This is a genomic window from Candidatus Amarolinea dominans (assembly GCF_016704685.1).
Taxonomy (GTDB): Bacteria; Chloroflexota; Anaerolineae; order SSC4; family Amarolineaceae; genus Amarolinea; species Amarolinea dominans.
Genome location: NZ_JADIZS010000002.1, coordinates 303,960 through 325,699, shown reverse-complemented (window position 1 = coordinate 325,699; position 21,740 = coordinate 303,960). Strand labels below are relative to the sequence as shown.

19 protein-coding genes are annotated in these 21,740 nt (G+C 63.7%); 15 read left to right on the top strand and 4 right to left on the bottom strand.

Annotated features, from left to right (window positions below):
- From IPF85_RS02995 to IPF85_RS02925, 15 genes are all read left to right on the top strand, one after another.
- On the top strand, window positions 1–1,739 hold a 1,739-nt coding region (locus IPF85_RS02995), incomplete at its 5' end, for a substrate-binding domain-containing protein (RefSeq protein WP_343406581.1).
- 30 nt (window positions 1,740–1,769) lie between these two features.
- Window positions 1,770–3,314, top strand: a complete 1,545-nt coding sequence (locus IPF85_RS02990) for a sugar ABC transporter ATP-binding protein (protein ID WP_343406580.1) — start codon at window positions 1,770–1,772, stop codon at window positions 3,312–3,314.
- A gap of 3 nt (window positions 3,315–3,317) precedes the next feature.
- Window positions 3,318–4,319 carry an ABC transporter permease gene (locus IPF85_RS02985; protein ID WP_343406579.1) on the top strand — a complete coding sequence of 334 codons (1,002 nt, stop codon included), beginning with the start codon at window positions 3,318–3,320 and terminating at the stop codon, window positions 4,317–4,319.
- A gap of 144 nt (window positions 4,320–4,463) precedes the next feature.
- Window positions 4,464–5,429, top strand: a complete 966-nt coding sequence (locus IPF85_RS02980) for an ABC transporter substrate-binding protein (protein ID WP_343406578.1) — start codon at window positions 4,464–4,466, stop codon at window positions 5,427–5,429.
- A 312-nt stretch (window positions 5,430–5,741) separates the two neighbouring features.
- On the top strand, window positions 5,742–7,460 hold the full coding sequence (locus tag IPF85_RS02975) for a hypothetical protein (protein ID WP_343406577.1): 1,719 nt from the start codon (window positions 5,742–5,744) through the stop codon (window positions 7,458–7,460).
- Window positions 7,461–7,529: 69 nt separating this feature from the next.
- On the top strand, window positions 7,530–7,874 hold the full coding sequence (locus IPF85_RS02970) for a hypothetical protein (RefSeq protein WP_343406576.1): 345 nt from the start codon (window positions 7,530–7,532) through the stop codon (window positions 7,872–7,874).
- Complete coding sequence (locus IPF85_RS02965) at window positions 7,793–9,019, top strand: rhamnulokinase family protein (protein ID WP_343406575.1); 1,227 nt, start codon at window positions 7,793–7,795, stop codon at window positions 9,017–9,019. Before IPF85_RS02970 ends, IPF85_RS02965 begins: the two co-directional genes overlap by 82 nt.
- A complete protein-coding gene (locus IPF85_RS02960; protein ID WP_343406574.1) occupies window positions 9,016–10,110 on the top strand; it encodes a DUF4432 family protein in 1,095 nt (364 codons plus the stop codon). The genes IPF85_RS02965 and IPF85_RS02960 overlap by 4 nt, the downstream gene beginning before the upstream one ends.
- A complete protein-coding gene (locus IPF85_RS02955; protein ID WP_343406573.1) occupies window positions 10,100–10,924 on the top strand; it encodes a class II aldolase/adducin family protein in 825 nt (274 codons plus the stop codon). The genes IPF85_RS02960 and IPF85_RS02955 overlap by 11 nt, the downstream gene beginning before the upstream one ends.
- A 29-nt stretch (window positions 10,925–10,953) precedes the next feature.
- Complete coding sequence (locus IPF85_RS02950) at window positions 10,954–12,738, top strand: aldehyde ferredoxin oxidoreductase family protein (protein ID WP_343406572.1); 1,785 nt, start codon at window positions 10,954–10,956, stop codon at window positions 12,736–12,738.
- A 66-nt stretch (window positions 12,739–12,804) separates the two neighbouring features.
- Window positions 12,805–13,416 carry an aldolase gene (locus IPF85_RS02945; protein ID WP_343406571.1) on the top strand — a complete coding sequence of 204 codons (612 nt, stop codon included), beginning with the start codon at window positions 12,805–12,807 and terminating at the stop codon, window positions 13,414–13,416.
- Window positions 13,417–13,435: 19 nt separating this feature from the next.
- Window positions 13,436–15,100, top strand: coding sequence for a ribulokinase (locus tag IPF85_RS02940; RefSeq protein WP_343406570.1), 1,665 nt, complete (start codon window positions 13,436–13,438; stop codon window positions 15,098–15,100).
- Between the two features lie 146 nt (window positions 15,101–15,246).
- The gene (locus IPF85_RS02935; protein WP_343406569.1) at window positions 15,247–15,654 is read left to right on the top strand and encodes a GNAT family N-acetyltransferase; all 408 of its coding nucleotides are present in this window, start codon (window positions 15,247–15,249) and stop codon (window positions 15,652–15,654) included.
- Between the two features lie 285 nt (window positions 15,655–15,939).
- Window positions 15,940–16,185, top strand: coding sequence for a hypothetical protein (locus tag IPF85_RS02930; protein ID WP_343406568.1), 246 nt, complete (start codon window positions 15,940–15,942; stop codon window positions 16,183–16,185).
- A complete protein-coding gene (locus IPF85_RS02925) occupies window positions 16,175–16,747 on the top strand; it encodes a hypothetical protein (RefSeq protein WP_343406567.1) in 573 nt (190 codons plus the stop codon). Before IPF85_RS02930 ends, IPF85_RS02925 begins: the two co-directional genes overlap by 11 nt.
- Before the next feature lie 239 nt (window positions 16,748–16,986).
- Here the strand turns inward: IPF85_RS02925 and IPF85_RS02920 are convergent, their stop codons facing one another.
- The 4 genes from IPF85_RS02920 to ald all read right to left on the bottom strand — a co-directional run bounded on the left by IPF85_RS02920 (window position 16,987) and on the right by ald (window position 21,736).
- The gene (locus IPF85_RS02920; RefSeq protein WP_343406566.1) at window positions 16,987–18,333 is read right to left on the bottom strand and encodes a hypothetical protein; all 1,347 of its coding nucleotides are present in this window, start codon (window positions 18,331–18,333) and stop codon (window positions 16,987–16,989) included.
- A gap of 109 nt (window positions 18,334–18,442) precedes the next feature.
- On the bottom strand, window positions 18,443–19,246 hold the full coding sequence (locus IPF85_RS02915; RefSeq protein ID WP_343406565.1) for an SDR family oxidoreductase: 804 nt from the start codon (window positions 19,244–19,246) through the stop codon (window positions 18,443–18,445).
- Window positions 19,247–19,318: 72 nt separating this feature from the next.
- Window positions 19,319–20,623, bottom strand: a complete 1,305-nt coding sequence (locus IPF85_RS02910; protein ID WP_343406564.1) for an acetyl-CoA hydrolase/transferase C-terminal domain-containing protein — start codon at window positions 20,621–20,623, stop codon at window positions 19,319–19,321.
- 18 nt (window positions 20,624–20,641) lie between these two features.
- On the bottom strand, window positions 20,642–21,736 hold the full coding sequence (gene ald, locus IPF85_RS02905; RefSeq protein WP_343406563.1) for an alanine dehydrogenase: 1,095 nt from the start codon (window positions 21,734–21,736) through the stop codon (window positions 20,642–20,644).
- Between the last annotated feature and the right edge of the window lie 4 nt (window positions 21,737–21,740).

Sequence of the window (21,740 nt, the reverse complement as noted above, 5' to 3'; positions counted from 1 at the left end):
TGATTGATCGGCGCATCATTGGCTGGGACCTGGACATGGTGTATGGCGATTCCTTGTCTGGCGCCTATGCCTTGACCAGTCACTTGATTGATCTTGGCCACCGCCGCATTGCCATGCTGTCAGGGCCGGAGGGCGCGCCCACAGCCGAGGATCGCATCGTTGGCTACTGCCGGGCGCTGGCAGATGCCGGCATCGAACCTGACCCGTGCTTGATTCGCCGGGGGGGCTTCAACTGGCGAGCCGGTGATGAGCTGACCAACCAGCTCTGGCGTGAGGGCAACACGCCGACGGCGATCTTTGCGGCCAACAACGCCATCGCCATCGGTGTAATCGGGGCCTTGGGCAAACTGGGCCTGCGCATTCCACAAGATGTAGCGTTGGTCTGCTTCGACGATTTACCTCACGCCGTCAAGTTTTTCCCCTTTCTCACCGTCATTGCGCAGCCGGCCTACGACATGGGGGCCAACGCGGCCCAACTCCTGCTGAGCCGCCTGGAATCGCCCGTACCCTTGAAGCCGCGGCGTGTGGTGTTGCCGGTGCGCATGGTGGTGCGCTACTCGTGTGGCAGCACCTTGAAAGAGCCTCAACATTCTACGCTGAGTCTGCCCCTGGAGGGTCTCGTCCCCCCCAGGGAGTTCCTGGTCAAGCCACTGGCGCCGGAGGAATCTGCTGGATTGGCGGGACTGGAAGCCGGCCGCACGACCGATGGACGCCGGCGCCACGGCCGGCGCACGGCGCCGCTGGCGCCGGACAAACCGGATCTGGGCCGTCTACGGCAGGTGTTCAATTTCCGTGAGGCAGATCGTCCGCCGCGCGTGGAGCTGCGTATCGGTGGGCGCAATGTGTACGAGTATGTGTTGGAACGACCACTGAAACAGGAGGTTGCGGCCGGCCGTTCCGGCGCCTTCGCAGCGCCTCCTGAGGCGCAGGTCGAGTTCGCCCAGCATGTGGGCCTGGATGCGGTTGGCTGCGAGTTTGCCTGGCACGCCGAAACCTGGGCTGACGATGCTGTCGTCTCTGTCACCGATATGGCGCGGTTGGAGCCTGCGCCATTGGCCTGGCAACTGGGCCAACTGGAGCGCTATCTGCGGGCCGCGCAAGGCGCCGGCGTGGGGGTCTTCGCCAGTTTCAGCGGCTGTTTTGCCAATGCGCTGCGCTCGTTGAACGGCCGCGGCGCGGCTGATTTGCCTCTCCTGGAGCGGGTGATGGATTTGCTGGCGGCGCATGGTGAACGCCTGATCCGCGCTGTTTGCGATCGTTTCGCCGATGATTTGGCCTTTGTCTTGATCGCCGATGACGTGGCCAACGACCAGGGTTTGGCTTTGCCGCCGGAGTTATTTGCCCAACTGGCGCCAGGCCGCCTGCAACGCCTGATTGCCCCGGTGCTGGAGCACGGCGTGCCCGCGGTGCTTCATTCCACCGGTCAGGTGGCGGCCGCGCTGCCCTTTGTGCAGCAGGCCGGTTTCCGGGCAATTCACGGCCTGGATCCGGCGTTCAATGACCTGGATGCGCTGCACGCGGCCTGGGCGGGCAGGTTGGTTCTCATGGGCGGCATCTCCGAAACTCTGCTGATCGAAGGACCGCGTGAGAAGATCGAGGCGACCGTTGCCGAGACGTGCCGGCGCTTGGCGGGGCAGGGAGGCTACGTGCCCGGTTCGCCCCGCGGAATTTCGGACGCTATCCCGCCCGCGAATTTCGTCGCGATGATCGAAGCGACCCGGCCGCGATCCCAGCCGTAGATTGTCACATCAGGGCAAGGAGGACGACGCATGAGTGAAACCCTCGTGGTGATGGAAGGGATTGACAAGAGCTTTCCTGGCGTTCATGCGCTGGATCAGGCGCACTTCGAACTGCGTCCCGGCGAGGTGCATGCCCTGGTCGGTGAGAACGGCGCAGGCAAATCCACCCTGATGAAGATTCTCTCCGGCGTCTACCGCAAGGACGCGGGCCGCATCTATTACAGGGGCCAGGAAGTGGACATCCCCAACCCACGCGCGGCGCAGGACTTGGGCATCAGCATCATTCACCAGGAATTGAACCTGATGCCGCACCTGACCGTGGCGCAGAACATCTTCATCGGCCGCGAACCGCGGCGCGGCGTCCGCTTCCTCGTAGACGACGATGCGACCAACAAGAAGGCCGAGCAGCTCTTCGAGATGATGCACCTGAAACTGAACCCGCGCACGAAAGTGGCCGATCTCACCGTCGCCATGCAGCAGATGGTAGAAATTGCCAAGGCCCTGTCGTTCAACTCTGAAGTGCTCATCATGGACGAGCCGACCGCCGCGCTGACGGAATCGGAAATAGACGATCTTTTCCGTATCGTGCGCCAACTGCGGGCAAAGGGCGTGGGCATCGTGCATATCTCGCACCGCCTGGAGGAGTTGAAACAGATCTCCGATCGCATCACGGTGATGCGCGATAGCCGCACGATTGACACCGTCAACACCAAAGAAGTGACGATTGACCAGATCATCAGCCTGATGGTGGGCCGCACGATCTTCGAGTCCACCCCGGAGCTGCCGGAAAGGCCCAGCCAGGATATCGCGCTGGAAGTGAAGGGCCTGAATCGGGGCAGGGTGTTGCGCGACATCAATTTTCGCCTCAAGAAGGGCGAAATCCTGGGGTTTGCCGGGCTGATGGGCGCCGGTCGCACCGAGGTGGCGCGCGCCATCTTCGGCGCCGACCCGTACGATTCCGGCCAGATGGTCATCAAGGGCCAGTCGGTGCAGATCAGGCATCCGCGCGACGCGGTCAGGCATGGCATCGCCTATCTGTCTGAGGATCGCAAACGCTACGGCCTGGCGCTGGGCCTGGACGTGGAAACCAACATTGCCCTGGCCTCGCTGCGTAAGTTCATCAACGGGCTGGGTTGGGTCAACACGAACCGGACTCACAAGACGGCGCAGGAGCACGTCCAGGCGTTGGCCATCAAGACGCCCGGACTCAGGCAGCGTGTGCGCAACCTTTCCGGCGGCAATCAGCAGAAAGTCATTGTCGGCAAGTGGCTGACCGCCGATACTGACATTCTGATTTTCGACGAGCCGACCCGCGGCATTGATGTCGGCGCCAAGAGCGAGATTTACCGGCTGTTGAACGAGTTGGCGCAGCAGGGCAAGGCCATCATGATGATCTCGTCGGAACTACCCGAAATTCTACGCATGAGTCATCGCATCGTGGTGATGTGCGAGGGTCGGATCACCGGTGAGCTGACCGCGGCTGAAGCCACGCAGGAACGGATCATGAAATATGCAACGCAGCGCGGCAGTATTGTTGACGCAGCCGCGGCGACGACCGCAAGCGAGGAAGGTTGAGCCATGACTAGCAAGACAACACCGGCGACGACCGCCAAACGAGTGCTGATCCGCCCCGACGCCATGCAGAAGATTTTGGCCTTTGCCGGCCTGATCGTGATCTTCATCGGCTTTTCGCTGGCATCGCCCTACTTCCGCCAGTTCGACAACGTTGTCGCCATTCTGCTTTCGACCGCGGTCAACGGCGTGCTGGCCCTGGGCGTCACCTTTGTCATTGTCACCGGCGGCATTGATCTCTCCATCGGCACGGTGTTGACCTTCTCCGCGGTGATGAGCGGCGTGTTCATCGTTGACCTGGGACTGCCGGTAGGGGTCGGCGTCATCGGTGGCCTGCTGGCGGGCACCCTGTGCGGCATGGTCAACGGCATCGTCATCGCGAAGATGAAGATCCCGCCCTTCATCGCCACCCTGGGCATGATGATGATCACCAAAGGCCTGTCGCTGATCCTGTCACACTCCAAGCCGGTCTATCTGCTCGATACCCCCGCGTTCAACCAGATTGCGATGGGGTCCATCCTGGGCCGCCTCATTCCCGGTTTTGATATTCCCAACGCCGTGCTGATTCTCTTCGGCGCCGCGTTGGTGGCCAGCCTGATCCTGAGCAAGACGATCCTGGGCCGCTACACCTTTGCGATGGGCAGCAACGAAGAGGCCACGCGCCTCTCCGGCGTCAATGTGGACACATGGAAGATCGCCGTCTACTCGCTTTGTGGCCTGTTCGCCGGTTTAGGCGGCGTGCTGATGGCCGCGCGCCTCAACTCCGCACAGCCCGCGTTGGGCGCCGGCTATGAACTGGACGCCATCGCTGCGGCGGTGATTGGCGGCACCTCGCTGAGCGGCGGTGAAGGCACCATCCTGGGCACCATCATCGGCGCGTTCATCATGAGCACGCTGACCAACGGCCTGCGCATCATGGCTGTGCCGCAGGAATGGCAGATGGTGGTGACCGGTGTGATCGTCATCTTCGCGGTGTACGCCGACATCGTGCGGCGCCGGAACACGTAGGCGCGGGCAGGGGTGACGGCAATACTCTGTTGGTTGTTAGGGGATCGTTCAAGTGATGAGCGGTTGGAATTCATGCTTGAGCATCCCTGAGGCCCATTGTGGGCTTGACAATAAGTTTCGTTGCACACAGAAGGAGCAGAACGTATGAAGAAGAATTGGTTCGTTGTACTGACCCTGTTGGTTGTTGCATCGCTGCTGACCGGGTGCGGGACCGCCGCCCCCACGCCAGCCGCCTCCGGGGATATTTACATCCCTGTGATTTCCAAGGGCTTCCAGCATCAGTTCTGGCAGGCCGTCAAGATGGGCGCTGAGCAGGCCGCGAAGGATTACAATGTGAAGATCACCTTCGAAGGGCCGGAATCAGAAAGCCAGGTTGACAAGCAGGTTGAGATGGTGGAGGCTGCGCTCGCCAAGAACCCCAAGGCGCTCTGTCTGGCTGCGCTCGATAGCAAGGCCCTGATCCCGCTGCTGGAGAAGGCCAAGGCCGCCAACATCCCGGTTGTCGGTTTCGACTCCGGCGTGGACAGCGATATCCCGGTCGCAACGGCCGCCACCGACAACATCGCCGCGGCCGCGTTTGCCGCGGACAAGATGGCCGCGTTGATCAACAACGAGGGCAAGATCGCGGTCATCGTGCATGATCAGACCAGCCGCACCGGCATTGACCGCCGCGATGGCTTCGTCAATCGCATCAAGGAGAAGTACCCGAACATCACGATCGTGGATGTGCAGTACGGCGGCGGCGACCATGCCAAGTCCACCGACCTGGCCAAGGCGATCATGCAGGCCAATCCTGATCTGAAGGGCTTCTTCGGCGCCAATGAAGGCTCGGCCGTCGGCGTGATCAACGCGGTCACGGAGATGAACAAGAGCGGTAAGATCGTGGTGATCGGCTATGACGCCGGCAAGCTGCAAAAGCAGGCTGTGCGCGATGGCCTGATGGCTGGCGCCATCACCCAGGACCCGGTCGGCATCGGCTACAAGGCTGTCGAAGCCGCGGTCAAGGCGATCAAGGGCGAGAAGGTCGAGAAGAACATTGACACCGGGTTCAAGTGGTGGGATAAGACCAACGTGGACTCGGAAGAGATGAAGCCGCTCCTGTACGATTGATCGTCAGGGAGAGCGTTAGGGAGCGATTGAAATCGCGCCTGACGGGCGTTCCGCCGCCAGGTCGGCCTGCGCCGACCAGCGCGTCCACGCAGGTGGACGCCGGCGGCCCCCCCCCCCCCCCCTCGGCGGCCCCCCCCCCCCCCCGGGGGAAAACCGCCGCCGGGCTTCCCCGCCAGGTGCCTCCCGTCCACGCAGGTGGACGCCCGGCGGAACGCCCATTCGCCCCGAATTCATTCGGCGGCCATGAGCCGCGGCTCGCCCTGCTGACAAAAATGGCTCATGGACAACGACACAATTGCAGGGAGACCAACCATGCAAAAAGCGATGGCTCTTTCCGATTCTGTCCCCGCAGTCGCGCACAACACCCCCGCGATCGGCGTGTTCGTGGCCGGCGACCCGCGCATTGATGCCGCCAGCCGCCAACGCTGCCGCAACATCTGCCAGATGGTGGCTGACATGCTGGCCGATCGGGTCAAACTTCCTGACGGCTCGGCGGTCAAAGTCGTCTGGTCGCCCACCCTGGTGGACGGCGAACCGCAGGCGGATGCGGTCGCCAAGCAGTTTCAGGACGCCGGCGTCAAGATCCTGGTCTGTACACCCGACACCTGGGCCTTTCCGCAGCTCAGCGTGATTTCGCTGCTCGCTCAATTCCCCAGGGATACCCCGATCAACTTCACCTGTGGAAATTCCGGCCCCAAACCTGGGGTCGTCTTTGCGCACGCGGTCAACGGCGCGCTGGCGCAGTACGGCAAGCTCTCGCACCTCAACGTAGGCTCATGGCCTGACAGCGGCATGAACCCGCCGATGAGCGAGGGCACGGCGCAGGCGCTGGTGGATTGGGCCTACGCGGCCGTGACTACCCAGGCGCTGAAGGGGCGCCGCGTGGTCATCTTCGGCCATGACAGCATGGGCATGGAAACCGCGCTCGCGCACGTCATCCCCACGCGGCGTCAGTTTGGCGTGGAAATCACCCGCCTGGACATGAAGCTGCTCTCCGACATGCTCGCCAGGAAAGCCTATGACGCGGCCGAACTCAAGGCGCTGCGGGGTTTCGTGGATCATCACCTGGGCCAACGGCTGGAACTGCGCGACCAGGTGGACTCGGACCGGTTCGATCAGAGCCTGGCGCTCTACCTGATCACGCGCAATCTGTTGACTGACCTGAACGCGGTGGGTGGCGGCTTCATGAGCCAGCTCGAATGGGGCTCCGATCTGCGGGGTATTCCGCTGCCGGTGGCCGACGCCATGGAGTCCTTCTTCAACTCGACCTTCGATCACAACGGCCGCAAGACGCCGGTCCCCTTCGCCACCGAGGCCGACATGCAAGGGCTGCTCACCATGCTCTTCATGTCCGGTTTGACCGGCGGCGCTCCGCCCCTCTTCATGGATTTCCGCAAGGTGTGGGAGCCGTGGGAATTGAAGGCGCTGGCGCAGAAACTTGATTTCAGTCTGCCCGACGCGACCTGGGCGAACAAGGGCCTGGTGGATGGCGATAACTCTGGCAGTGCGTCGTTCGATTGGGCCGCGGCGCCGGGCGCCAGCGTGGACGAGATCATGGCCGCCGTCAGTATGCCGCTGGCCGATTCCGGCTACTTCCCCGGCATGGGCAACTCGGTCACCTTCATCTCGCCGGGTGGCCTGACCGGTATTGCCGGGCGCCTGACTTTCAGCGACCTCTGCGGCATTTTTAGTATGAGCTGGGACGAGGCCAGTTCGGCCGGCGTGCCCGAACCGCTCGCCACCGCGCTGTGCAAAGCCACCACGCCGCAATGGCCGCACACGTTTGTGGTGCCCAAGTACGCCACGATGGGCGAGTACAAGCATCTGCCGCCGGCCAACCATTTTCACATGGTGCAGGGACTCAGCCCGGCACGGCTGCAATACTGGATGGACTTGAACTGCGTCCTGTCGCAGGCCAACTGGAGCGCCCGCCCAGCGTTCATCGAAGGGGTGGATCGGCCGCTGCCGTTGCTTTACGCCGCCAACGGTGGTGAAAACAACGCCAAGCTGATGCTGGGACGGAAGCTTTGACACGAAAAAGCCCAAACGCAAAGACGCCACGGCGCAGGGGCGCAAAGGCTTTCCCGATCGAGGAGAACCGTGAACCGGTCTACACGCAATTACCTTGCGCTTGACCTCGGCGCTTCGGGGGGGCGGGCCATCGTCGGTCGCTTCGACGGAGAACGCCTGACGCTGGTCGAGCTGCACCGCTTCGCCAACGGGCCGGTGCAACTGCCGCGCGCCGACGGGGGAACCAGTCTGCACTGGAATATCCTGGGCCTGTTCGCCGAGATCAAAGAGGGGCTGCGCCGGGCCGCGGCCGCCGGCGGCCGGTTGACCAGCCTGGGCATTGATACCTGGGGGTGGATTTTGGCCTGCTGGATGGCCGCGGCCAACTGCTCGGCAATCCCTACCACTATCGGGACAGCCGCACCGATGGCATGATGGGGGCTGCGTTCCGCCGCGTGCCACGCGAGGAGATCTTTGCCGCAACCGGCATTCAGTTCATGCAGTTGAACACGCTCTATCAGCTCCTGGCCCTGGCCGAACGCCAGGACCCCGGCCTGACCGCGGCCGCCACCCTGCTGCTGACGCCCGATCTGCTCAACTACTGGTTGACGGGCCGGGCGCTGAGCGAGCGCACCATTGCCAGCACGACGCAGTTTCTCGATCCCTACCGCGGTCAATGGGCCGTTGACCTGCTGGCGCGGCTTGGCTTGCCGACGCACATCTTGCCGCCCATCGTGGAGCCGGGCACGGTCCTGGGCGATCTGCTGCCGCACGTGGCCGCGGAAACCGGCGCGCAGGGCGTGCTGGTTGTGGCTCCGGGCTGTCACGACACCGCGAGCGCGGTGGCCGCGGTGCCGGCAGAAGGCGCGGATTACGCCTACCTCAGCTCCGGCACCTGGTCGCTGCTGGGCGTCGAAACGCAGGCGCCGGTCATCAACGCGGCCAGCCTAGCCGCCAATGTCACCAACGAAGGCGGCGTGTGTGGCACCGTGCGCCTGCTGAAGAACATCACCGGGCTGTGGATCATCCAGGAATGTCGCCGCGCCTGGGCCGCCGCGGGTCGCCCCCTGTCGTGGGATCAGATCGTGGCCGCGGCCGGGGCAGCCATGCCGGCCACGGCGGTGATTGATGTGGACGCGGCCGAGTTCGCAGCCCCTGGCGATATGCCCGGCCGTGTGCGCGCCTTTTGTGAGCGCACGGGCCAGCCTGTTCCAGATACCGTCGGCGCGCTGGCGGCCGTGGTCTATGAGAGCCTGGCGCTGAAGTATCGCAGCACGCTGGCGCGCATCGAGGGGTTGACCGGCCGGACGGCCGCGCCGCTGCACATCGTGGGCGGCGGCAGCCAGAACCGCCTGCTCAATCAACTGGCGGCCGACTTCACCGGCCGGCCGGTCATCGCCGGGCCGGTGGAAGCGACCGCCATCGGCAACATCCTGATGCAGATGCTGGCGACCGGCGCCCTGGCCTCCCTGGCCGAGGGTCGCAACCTCGTGCGCCGCTCCTTCGAAGTCGAGGCGTTCGAACCGCGGCCGCGCCCCGACCGGGATGAGCGGCTCGGTCGCCTGGAAGCGTTGACATGAAACGAACGAACGTTCATTTGACACCCGCCGTCTTTGGCGAGCGAGAGCGACTGCTGGTGGAATGTGGGCCGCTGACGGCCAGCACGTTTCGCTACGACAGCGGCGTCTGCGCGCTGCGGCTGCGCAACGAGTTGGGCGAGTTGGTCATGCTGCCGTTCCAGGGTCAACAGATCTGGTCGGCCGCGTTCGGCGGTCGCGATCTGACCATGAAGTCCATGTTCAGCGCGCCGCGACCGACGCGCAATTATCTGGAGACCTACGGCGGGTTCCTGATTCACTGCGGCGCAACGGCCATGGGCGTCCCCGGCGCGACCGATAGCCATCCGCTGCATGGTGAACTACCCAATGCGCCCTACGAGCGCGCCTGGCTGGTGCTGGGGGAAGATGCGCAGGGGGCGTACCTGGGGCTGAGCGGCGAGTACGAACATATCATGGCGTTCAGCCATCACTACGTGGCGCGGCCGGAGGTGCGCCTGGTCGCGGGCCGCGGACAAGCGTTCATTTCGATCACCATCGAGAACCGCAAGCGGACGCCGATGGAGACGATGTACCTGGCGCACATCAACTTCCGGCCGGTGGACAACGGGCGCTTGATCTACAGCGCGGCCTGCACGCCGCAGACGGTGCGCGTGCGCCGCAGCATTCCGTCGCACATCAGGCCGCCGGCCGGGTACGCTGAGTTTCTGGAGGAGCTGGCGCAGCATCCCGAACGCCACCATGTGCTGGCGCCCGGCCTGGCGTTCGATCCTGAGGTGGTGTTTTTCATTGATTATCTGGCCGATGCGGACGGCTGGGCGCATTCCCTGCAGGTTCACCCCGACGGATCGGCCGACATCGTCTCCCACCGGCCGGCGCAGCTCGATCATGGCGTGCGTTGGATCAGCCGCACCGCTGACCAGGACGCGCTGGGGCTGTGTTTGCCTGCCACGGCCGAGCCGGAAGGGTACACGGCTGAGAAGGCCAAGGGGCATGTGCGGCAACTGACCGGCGGCGCAGCGCTGCGCTTCGAGATGACGGCCGGCTACCTGGCGCCCGCTGAGGCGGCGCGGTTGATCGAAAAAATAGGAGAAACGACAACACATGGCACTTGAAGTACCTTACCCAGACCTTGCCGAGCTCATCGCGGCGATTGGCGAAGCGGGCCAGCGCCTGTCCGAGATCGAAGCCTCGGAGGGCGCGGCCGGCAACATCTCAGTTTACATCGGCTGGCCGCTGGAGCCGCGGCGCATCTTCCCGCAGGCCGAGACCATCGCCCTGCCCGAGGCCGTGCCTGAGCTGGCCGGCCGGCTGTTCCTGGTCACCGGTTCGGGCCGGCGACTGCGCGACATCATTCACGACCCGGCCGCCAACTTGGGCGCGCTGGTGGTGAACGAGGGCGGCGCTACCGGCGCGCTCTACACCTCCCAGCGGCGGCTCTTTGCCCGGCTGACCAGCGAGTTCAACTCACACCTGGCCGTGCATCGCCAGCAGATTCGGCGTTCGGGCACCAACTTCCATGCGGTCGTCCATGCGCAGCCGGTGCATATCGTCCACTTGAGCCACATTGCCGACTACCGTGACGAGACCTATCTCAACCGCCATCTGCTGCGCTGGCAGCCAGAGACGATCATCACCCTGCCGGAAGGGTTGGGTATTGCGCCTTTCTTCCCGCCCGGTTCGGCCGATCTGATGACCGCGACGCTGGCCGCGCTGCGCGATCATCCGGTGGTGTTGTGGTGCAAGCACGGCCTTGTGGCGCGTTCGGACCAATCGGTGAAACGGGCCGCTGACCGCATCGAATACGTGGAGACGGCGGCGCGTTACGAGTTCATGAACCTGGTCAACGGCAACCGCGCCGAGGGCTTGACAGCCGAGGAGATCAGGGCCATCGCGGCCGCGTTCAATGTCAAGCAGAGCTATTTTTGATCTATCTCAGAACAAAGAGGTAATGGGCGATGAATGGTTGGAACGGCAGCGTGGTAGATATCAACCTGACCAACAGGGAGACCAAGACGTATGCGCTGGACATGGACATGGCGCAGCAGTTTCTCGGCGGCCGCGGCCTGGGCGGCCGGCTGCTGTGGGACCTGGTGGGGCCGGAGGTGGCGCCGCTGGCGCCGGAGAATGTCCTGATCTTCGCCGTCGGCCCGCTCACCGGAACCGGCTACCAGACCAGTAATCGCTTTTCGGTCAGCACCAAGAGTCCACTGACGGGCACGATCCTTGACGCCAACAGCGGCGGCTTCTGGGGCATGCAGTTCAAGAAGACCGGTTACGATGTGCTGATCGTGCGCGGCCGCGCCGATCATCCCGTCTTCATCGAAATCACGCCGGCGGGGGTGAGCATCCAGGACGCGGCGCCGCTGTGGGGTTTGCGCGTGAAAGAGGTGACGCAGCGCCTGGGGCAGAACAACAACCGGCGCAATGTCCTGTGCATCGGCCCGGCTGGCGAGAACCTGGGGCTGATGGCGGCCATCATGAACGATGGCGAACGCGCCCTGGCCCGCGGCGGCCCCGGCGCGGTGATGGGCAGCAAGAATCTGAAGGCGATTGTGGTGGAAGGCAAGACGCGGCCGGAGATCGAAGATGATGAGCGGTTCAAGTTCCTGCTCTACGAAAGCCGCAAGATGCTGCGCGCCAGCCCGCTCACCAGCCAGGCGCTGCCAGAATTTGGCACCGCGGTGGTGATGAACCTGATCAACGCCATCGGCGCGCTGCCCACGCGCAACTTCCAGGCCGTGCAGTTTGAGCACGCGGAGGCCATCTCCGGCGAGGCGCTGCGCGACAGCTACCTGGTGGACAACGCGGCCTGCTGGGCCTGCCCCATCGCCTGTACGCGCATCAGCAAGACCGACAAGGTGGCAGGCGAAGGGCCGGAGTACGAATCGGTCTGGGCGTTCGGCGCACAGTGCGGTATCGGCGATCTGGCCGCGATCATCGAAGCCAACTCGCTGTGCAACGACTTTGGCCTGGACACCATCTCGGTCGGCTCGACCATCGGCTGTCTGATGGAACTGAGCGAGCGCGGGCTGGTGGACAGCGATCTGCGCTTTGGCCGGGCCGACCTGCTGGCGGGGGCAGTGGAAGACATCGCGCTGCGCCGCGGCCTGGGCGCGGACATGGCCGAGGGCAGCCGGCGCCTGGCCGCGAAGTACGGCGCGCCTGAGCTTTCGATGAGCGTCAAGGGGCTGGAACTGCCGGCCTACGACCCGCGCGGCATGCAGGGGCAGGGCCTGCTCTTCGCCACCTCGAACCGCGGCGCTTGCCACATGCGCGGCAACATGCTGGGGCTGGAGGTGCTCGGCCTGCCCAAGCTGATTGACCGCTTCCAGGTGCAGGGCAAGTCGGCCTACGTCACGCTGCATCAGAACAGCGCGGCCGCGATTGACTCGCTGGTGCTGTGCAAGTTCACCAACATGGCGGTGGCCGATGAATACTTCGCCCGCGTGCTCAGCGCGGTCACCGGGCTGCCCTACTCCACGGGCGACCTGATCCGGGCCGGCGAACGCATCTGGAACCTGGAGCGCCTGTACAACCTGCGCGAGGGCTTCACCGCGGCGGACGACACGCTGCCCAGGCGCCTGCTGGAAGAACCCGCGCCGGCCGGCCCCAGCGCCGGTTGGACGGTGAAGCTGGAGCAGATGCGCCGTGAGTATTATCGGACGCGCGGCTGGGACGCGGCCGGCGTGCCGAAACCGGCCAAGCTGGCCGAGTTGGGGTTGGAGAAGTTGACCGCGTGACCCGTATGTGATGATAGGCGGTGAAATCACGCCGGAGGCGATGACCGACGGGGTAGGGAGCAATTTATGATTGACGAACGCATCTTCAAGCAGTTCCAGGAGATTGGCCGTGATCTGTATGTGGCCGGCCTGATCAGCTCGCACGGCGGCAACTTGAGCCTGCGCCTGGGCGATCGCCTGGTCATCAAACGGCGGGGCGCGATGTTGGGCCGCCTGCAGCCGCACGACCTGGTGGAAACCGACCTGGAGCGCAACGACAGCGGGGTGGCGCTGGCCTCCACCGAGCTGCTGGTTCACCGCGCCGTCTACAAGGCCACGCCAGCGCTGGCGATCGTTCACTGTCACCCCCGCGCGGCCATCGCCTATTCGCTCTCCCGCGATGAGATCGTGCCGATTGACAACGAGGCGTCCTATCTGCTCAAGAAGGTGCCGGTGATCTACGAGGAGTTCGCCTCCGGCACGCCGGAGATGGCAAAGAACGTGGCGCAGACGTTGTCGAAGTACAAGATCGTCATGCTGCGCGGCCACGGCAGCTTTGCCATCGGCCAGACCCTCGACGAAGCGTTCTTTTGGTCCTCCGTACTCGAAGAGGCCTGCCAGATCAGCGTCTACGCCCGGCAGATCAACGAGCCGTTCATCGAGTATCGCAAGGGCAGCGACGCGTATACGAAGTGGTAGGGTGGGGAATGGGGGCATCGTGAACAGAACATACACCATCGGACTCGATTACGGGACGCAGTCGGCGCGGGCGCTGTTGGTGCGCACGGATGGACTGATTGCGGCGACGGCCGTCTGTGACTATGCGGACGGTGTGATTGACGAACATTTGCCAGGCTCACGCCGCGCGCTGGGCGCAGACTGGGCGCTGCAAAATCCGGCCGATTGGCTGACCGTGCTGGAAGCGATCGTGCCGCAGGTGCTGGCCGCGGCCGGCGTGGCCGGAGAACAGGTCATCGGCATCGGCGTGGACTTCACCGCCTGCACGATCCTGCCGACAACCGCGGACGGGACGCCGCTGTGCCAACTGCCGGCCTGGCGCGAGACGCCTCATGCCTGGCCCAAGCTGTGGAAGCACCACGCCGCGCAGCCGCAGGCCGACCGCTTCAACCAGGTGGCGGTTGCGCGTGGCGAAGCGTTCCTGGCCCGCTACGGCGGCCGAGTTTCGTCGGAGTGGCTGCTGCCCAAGGCGCTGTCCATCCTGGAGGAGGCGCCCTCGGTCTACGATGCGGCCAGTCGCATCATCGAGGGCGGCGATTGGCTGGTCTGGCAGCTCAGCGGGCAGGAGCGGCGCAACGCCTGCGCGGCCGGCTACAAGGCGTGCTGGACAAAGGGCGAGGGCTACCCGTCGGCTGATTTTCTGGCCGCGCTGCATCCACGTTTCGCCGCGGTGGTCGAAGAGAAGCTCAGCGCGGAGGTGCTGCCGGCCGGCGCGTACGCCGGTGGGCTAACGCCGGCCTGGGCTGGCCGCTTGGGCTTACCGGCCGGCGTCGCGGTGGGCGTCGCGATGATTGATGCGCACGCGGGCGCGCTGGGCATGGGCGTGGGGACGCCCGGCGTGCTGGGGATGATTATGGGCACCAGCACCTGTCACATGTTGCTGGGCCGCGAGGCCGCGCTGGCCGAAGGCATCAGCGGCGTGGTGGAGGATGGCATCGTGCCGGGACTGTTCGGCTATGAGGCGGGGCAGGCCGGCGTGGGCGACATCTTCGCCTGGTTCGTCGAGCATGGCGCGCCGGCCGCGTATGAGGATGAGGCGCGCGCCAGCGGCGTGAGTCTGCACGAGCTGTTGAGCGCCAGGGCGGCGCGGTTGGCGCCCGGCGCCAGCGGGCTGCTGGCGCTGGACTGGTGGAACGGCTGCCGCACGCCGCTGGTGGATGCAGACCTGACCGGGGTGATTTTCGGCTACAGCCTGAACACGAAGCCCGAAGAGGTCTACCGCGCCCTGATCGAGGCCACGGCGTTTGGCACGCGGCTGGTGATCGAGACCTTCACGAGCCAGGGGGTGCCGGTGGAGCGCCTGGTGGCGACCGGTGGGTTGACCAAGAACCGGCTGCTGATGCAAATCTATGCCGATGTGACGAACCGGCCCATCGAAGTGGCGGGTACAGAGCAGGCGACCGGCCTGGGCGCGGCGATGCTGGGCGCCACGGCCGCGGGTTCGGCAGCCGGCGGCTTCGACAGCCTGGGCGACGCGGTGGCGGCGATGGCCAGCGTGCCGGCCGCTTCCTATCAGCCGGACGCAGGCGCAGCCGCGGTCTATGAGGTGCTCTACCAGCAGTACAGTCGCCTGGTGGATCAGTTTGGCCGCCGCGCCGACTCGCCGTTGAAAGCCCTGCGCCAACTCAAGCTGCGCAGCATGTAGGAGCAGTTTTCGCCACGAATTTCACGAATTTTCACGAATTGGTTTTTCGTTTTCGTGTGAATTCGTGTCATTCGTGGCAGGAGTATCCTCTGCCCACCCGCATTGTAGTCATTGTCACGCTGAGACGCGCTGCGAGGTGAAAACCCATGCCAGACATCCGGTATCGAGTCCACGAGAAGATCAGCGTCGAGCAGTTCATTGACCTGCTCCAGCGCTCCACGTTGGCCGCCCGGCGGCCGCTCGACCGCGCCGAGCGCGTGCAGCGCATGCTCGACAACGCCAATCTGATCGTCACCGCCTGGGATGGAGACAGGCTCGTCGGCGTGTCCCGCGCGGTGACCGATTTCAGTTACTGCTGTTACCTGTCCGACCTGGCCGTGGATGAATCATACCAGCGTGCGGGCATCGGCAAGGAGCTTGTGCGGCGCACGCGGGAAGCCGCGGGGTTGGAATGCACCCTCCTCCTGCTCTCCGCGCCCGCGGCGATGGGGTATTATCCCAAAATCGGGTTCGAGAAACTGGAAAACGCATTCGCCATCAAGCGCGAGGCGTAGGCCCACCATGGGGCAACCCCTTGAACTCCTGCTCGACAGGAAATTCGGTTTGCAGCGCAATCCCATCGTGGGGCTGGCGCATCGGCTGGCTTGTCTGCACAACCGCGCGGGGAGGATAGGCCTGTAGGCCTGGGCATATGCTATTATGCTATAATGTAAGCATCTTTGTTTTCCATTTGGATAGCAAAGGGGCAGCCGAAGCGATGAGTAATGGCTTCTTCCCGCCGCGCCAAGCCAAAGGAATGAAACAGGAAATATCATGACCACCAGAGGGAACCATCTATCATGAACGCCCTGTTCTCCGATACTCATCCTACCGTGGAGGCTCTGCAAATCCAACTCATTCGGCGCATGCCCGCGTGGAAGAAACTCGCCATCGTGAATGACTTGAACGAAACCGTGCGAACGCTGGCAATCAGCGGGATCAAGCAGCGCCATCCCGCCGCCACGCCCGGGGAAGTTCGCCGCATGTTGGCAGAATTGATACTCGGCGAAGATCTGGCGCGCAAGGTGTACGGCTATGCAAAGTGAAATCGCGCGAGTCGTACTGCTCGTCACACAAGCGCTGGAGCAAATCGGAATCCCCTACGCAGTGGGCGGCTCGCTTGCCAGTTCTCTGCATGGCGTCATGCGCGCCACGCTGGACGCGGACATCGTGGCAGACGTGCAACTGGCGCACATCCCAACGCTGGTCGCCGCGCTCGCGCAGGAATTCTACGCCGACGACGGAATGATCCGAGAAGCCATCGTTCATCACAGCAGCTTCAACCTCATCCACTACGAAACCGCCTTCAAAGTGGACATTTTCATCCGTAAACTGCGCCCCTTCGACCAAATGCAATTGGAGCGACGCCAGCCGTCCGTCATTACAGCGGATCCCGACCGAAGCGTCTACGTGACCAGCCCCGAAGACACCATCCTTGCCAAACTGGAATGGTATCGCCTGGGCGGTGAAGTCTCGGAGCGCCAGTGGCGTGATATTCTCGGCGTTCTCAAAGTCCGCGCTGGCGATCTCGACCTCGCTTATTTGCGCACCTGGGCCAATGAACTCCAGGTCGCCGATCTGCTCGCACGCGCCCTTGATGAAAAGTAAATCGCCGCCCTGCACGATCCACGCGTGGACGCGCTGATCGTCCCCATCGGGCAAGGGGAACTGGTGTGTAGAGTAGTGGATTGACAGTTGCTATACATTGGTACACGGATTCACGCGGACGGACACGGATGTAAAAACGATCGGTGTCAATCCGTGTACCAGTAACCGGTGCGAAAGCGATGCCGGTTGGCGCAGACCGACGGCTCGACCGAACTCGTGGAAGCCCTTGCGGCGGTTGCTCAGCGTAATACGAGCGGCAGGTGCAGCGAACGTTGGTTGGGGTAGTGGCCGCGATAAGCGTCCCACATCGCCTCGGTGAACGGGTCCCAGCAGCGATAGCCCTCATGGGGTTCGGTTGCCATGTAGCGGTCCTGGTAATCGAACAGCGCGTCGTGCTGCCAGTCGTCCGTGGCGTTCATGATGTGAGCCGCCAGCACAAAGCCGGCCCAGGCAGTGGCTGTGCAGCACTGGCGGTAAGCCGCGCACCAGGGCCGGTTGTCGCCGGCCGGCTCCGTCGAATGGGAGATGCCCCATTCGGCCAACCCCAAATCGGCCTGCGTGTACTCCTCCGCGTAACAACCGCGCGTGTCGGGCGCATGCGAGCGTTCGATGTCGGCCTGGGTCACGAAGAAGGTCTGCCCATCTTCCGAGAACTCCACGGCGCCTGTGCCATTGCCGGGGCCAATGCCGCGCATGGCGGCGTCGTTGAGCAGCAGCCCGGCGAAGAGAATGGGCCATTTGCGCCCACTGGTCTGGCCGCCGGCCGGCGGCCAGTTGTGATTGCCGCCATCCTGGGCAACGCCGTACAGGTCAATTCCCAACTGCACAAAACGAACCAGCAGCGTTTCTTTGGCCGCGTCGCTGAAGTTCAGATGCAGCATGAGCGCGCCGATGCCAACCTGAGTGGACATCTCGCGACCGTAATCGGGCATGTTGTCCAGGGGATGCAGGAAACGGGCCGGCCAGTTGGGCACATGGTCAAGCCAGGGGCGCTCGAACAAGCGCTCGACCGCAGCCAGGTCGGGCGTGCCACTCACCGGCGGCAGCCGGCTCAGCAGGGCATGGTTGAGCTGGCTGCGATTGAAGCGGATCGTTTTGTCGTTTCCACTGTAGGCAGGCCGAAAGCTGCCGGCCGGCGGGGGCGCAGGGAGGACGGTCAGGATGGCGGCGGTTTGCAACTGCGGCAGCGCGCCGGCCTGCGGCACACTGATGCTGGACACCAGCGATGAGTTGGCCGGTACGAGCAGCGGGTTGAGCGCAGACAGGTCCTGCTGGTTGGGCCGGGCCACGTTCAGGGCCGCGTCGAAATAGGGGCCAAAGTCGCCATACATCGCGCTGTCGTAGCCCTGGATTTGGCCGCTGCGGGGCGAGGGGTTGATCATGGAGCCATGCAGGGTGCGCGTCCCAGAAATGATGGACGCCGGGGAGATCTGGATGATCGTCACCGGGCCGGCCACCCAGAAATCTCCGTTGGCGAACTGGCCGTAGGGGTAACTGTCGTCGAACGTCCACGTAATGCCGAATTGAGAAATCTCGGCGGCGACGGGCGGAACGCGGGCGATCGGCCCGGCTGCCGCACCGGTCATGTCTCTCAGGAGAAAAGCGCACAGACCCAGGACCGCCAGCCATGCTGTCAATCTCAAGGCATGACGAAGGCGCTGCCCGTCTTTCTGGATACCGGTCCTCTCATTTTTCTCATTGACACAGTTGCTCGCTGATTTCCCACAAGCGACGGCGTGTGGTCTCATCGTGTGTCTGCGGCGCTGAGGGCACGGCTCGCAGATCATCGAAATACGCGCCGGTGACTGTTTCCACCTCGGGCGCAGAAGCCAGGTAGACCGAGGTGCGTGCGCCTTCCGCAGGCGTCGCGCCGCCGATGCCAAAGCCGGTCTGCAGCAGTTTGGTGCCAATCACGCCGGGGTGGAGACAGTTGGCGGTGACGCCCGCGCCGGCCAGGCGCGCGGCCAGTTCATACGTAAAGAGCACGTTCGCCAGCTTGGAATGCGCATACGCCCGGTAGCCGTTGAAGGCCCGCTCGCTCTGCAAGTCGTCGAAGTTGATGCGGCCGCGCTGGTGCGCCACAGAGCTGACCGTGATGATGCGCGCCGGCGCGCTCTGCCTCAGCAGGGGCAGAAGTTGCTGCGTCAGCAGAAACGGCGCCAGGTGATTGACTGCAAAGGTCATCTCGAAACCGTCCTCGGTGAGTTGGCGCTCGTTCATGAACACACCGGCATTGTTGATGAGCACGTGCAACTGCTCATACTTCGCCTGCACCGCGGCCGCCAACTGGCGCACCTCGCGCAGGGAGGAGAGGTCCGCGGCCATGAAATCCACACGGTCGTGGCCGGCAGCCTTCTTCAGTTCGTCAACCGCTGCCTGTCCCCGCGCCGCGTTGCGGCCGTGCAAAATGACCGTGTGGCCCTGCATCGCCAACGCCTGTGCAGTCGCCTTGCCAATACCATCGGTCGCGCCGGTAATCAACATCGTTTTTTGGTTCATCGTCCGTCCCCTACCTTTCTTGTCGTCATTTGACGACCGATGTTTCACCATCGTCACATGCTCGTTGGCGGCTCAGATGTAGTGCTGCTCCCTGGCCCAGGCGGTCAGTTGATCGCGGAACTTGGGATGGGCGATCTGAATCAGGTTCAGGCAGCGCTGGCGGATCGTCTTGCCATACAGCTCAGCCACACCGTACTCCGTCACCACGTAGTGAATATGGTTGCGGCTGGTAGTGACACCGGCGCCCGTTTGCAGCGTAGGGACGATCCGTGAAACCGTATCGTTCTTGGTGGTGCTGGGCAGGGCGATGATGGGACGGCCGCCCTTGCTGCGTGACGCGCCGTAGATGAAGTCCAACTGGCCGCCGACGCCGCTGTAGAACTTGGTGCCGATCGAATCCGCGCAGACCTGTCCGGTCAGGTCCACCTCGATGGCGGAGTTGATGCAGACCATGTTGTCGTTCTGCGCGATGATGAACGGATCGTTGACATAATCCTGCGGATGGAATTCGACGATCGGGTTGTTGTCCACGAATTCATACAGGCGCTGGCTGCCCAGGATGAACCCGGCGACGATTTTGCCTGGATGCAGCGTCTTGCGCTCGTTGTTGATGATCCCGGCATCCACCAGGGGGATGACGCCATCAGAGAAAAGCTCGGTGTGAATGCCCAGGTCACGCTTGCTGCTGAGGAAGTGCAGCACGGCGTCGGGAATGGCGCCAATGCCCATCTGCATGGTCGCACCGTCGGGGATCAGATGCACGATATGCTCGGCGATCCGCTTCTCCAGCTCGCCCGGTGTACCCTGCGGCACTTCCGGCAGATGGTAGCTGACCGGCACCATGTAGTCCACCTTGCTGATGTGGATGAAGCTGTCACCCAGGGCGCGGGGCATGAATTCGTTGACTTCGGCAATGACGATCTTCGCGTTCTGGGCGGCCGGTTTGGTCAAGCCCACCTCGACCCCAAACGACAGGAAGCCATGTTCATCGGGCGGCGAGCAGTGAATCAGCGCGGCATCGAGCGGCAGTTGGCCGTTACGGAACAAGCGTGGAATCTCTGATAGAAAGACCGGCGTGAAGTCTGCGCGACCCTCGTTGACCGCGCTGCGCACGTTATGGCTGATGAAGAGGGTGTTGACGCGCAACTTACCTTCCATTTCCGGCGCCACATATTTGGCATCACCAATCGTCAGGACTTGCACGATTTCGACATTCTCAACCTCGCCCGCGGCTGCGCGATCCACCAGCGCGCTGAGCAGTTGTTGGGGAACGCTGCAGTTGCCGGTCAAGAACACACGATTCCCTGATTTGACGGCCTGCACCGCCCTTTCGGCCGGAACGATCTTGTTCCAACAGCGCATCATCCAATTATTCATGAATTACATCCCAAACCCTTAGGAACTCATCGTGTACGCAGCTGCCAGGCCGGGCAGCATGATCTTGCCGGCCCGGATGTTGACGCCACGCGCCAGCGATGGTGATTTTTCGATCGCCGCGTCCAACCCTTCGGAGGCGATACTGTAGATGTACGGCCAAGCGGCATTGTTGAACGCGTGCGTGGCGGTGCGCGCCACGATGCCGGTCATATTGGGAACGCAATAATGGATGACGCCTTCTTCGATGTAGGTGGGGGCCGTGTGCGTGGTGGGGCGTGTGGTTTCGACGCAACCGCCCGTGGTCACCGCGACATCTATGATGATGGAACGCCGTTTCATGCTGCGCACCAACTCGCGCGAGATGAGGACCGGCGAGCGGGCGCCCGGCACCTGGATCGCGCCCACAACCACATCGGCAAAGCGCACCATCTTGTCCACATTGAGGGGGTTGGACATCAGCGTAATGACGCGGCCCATGAAAAGGCTGTCAATGTAATGCAGACGCTTGATGTCTTTGTCCAGCAGGTAGACGTTGGCGCCCTGACCCAGGAAGACGCGGGCCGCCTGGGCGCCTACCACCCCGCCGCCCAGGATGACTACTTCGGCCGGCGCGACGCCTGGCACGCCTCCCAGGAGGATGCCCTTGCCGCCGCTGGTGTTTTCCAGCAAGCGCGCCGCCACCTGTGCGCACATGCGACCGGTGACCTCGCTGATCGGCTGCAACACCGGCAAGGAGCCGTCGTCCTCTTGGATGGTTTCATAGCCAATGGCTGTGACGTTGTTGTTCAGAAAGCTCTGTACCCGGCTCTTGCGCGCCGCCGGCAAATACAGAAACCCACAGACAATCTGATCGCTGCGCAGCAAACCGGTCTCTTCGGGGGTCGGGCGTGCCACTTTGAGCAACAGGTCGGCGCGGGCAAATGCCTCATCCGCAGAGTAGACCAGGGTGGCGCCGGCACGGCGGTAATCCTCGTCGCTGTAGCCGCTGCCCACACCTGCGCCCTGCTCCACGTAGATGCGATGACCTTCGTCGTGCAGGGTCTGCACATTGGCCGGCGTGATGCCCACTCGATACTCGCTGGCCCTCCGTTCACGCGGGACTCCGATATCCATATGA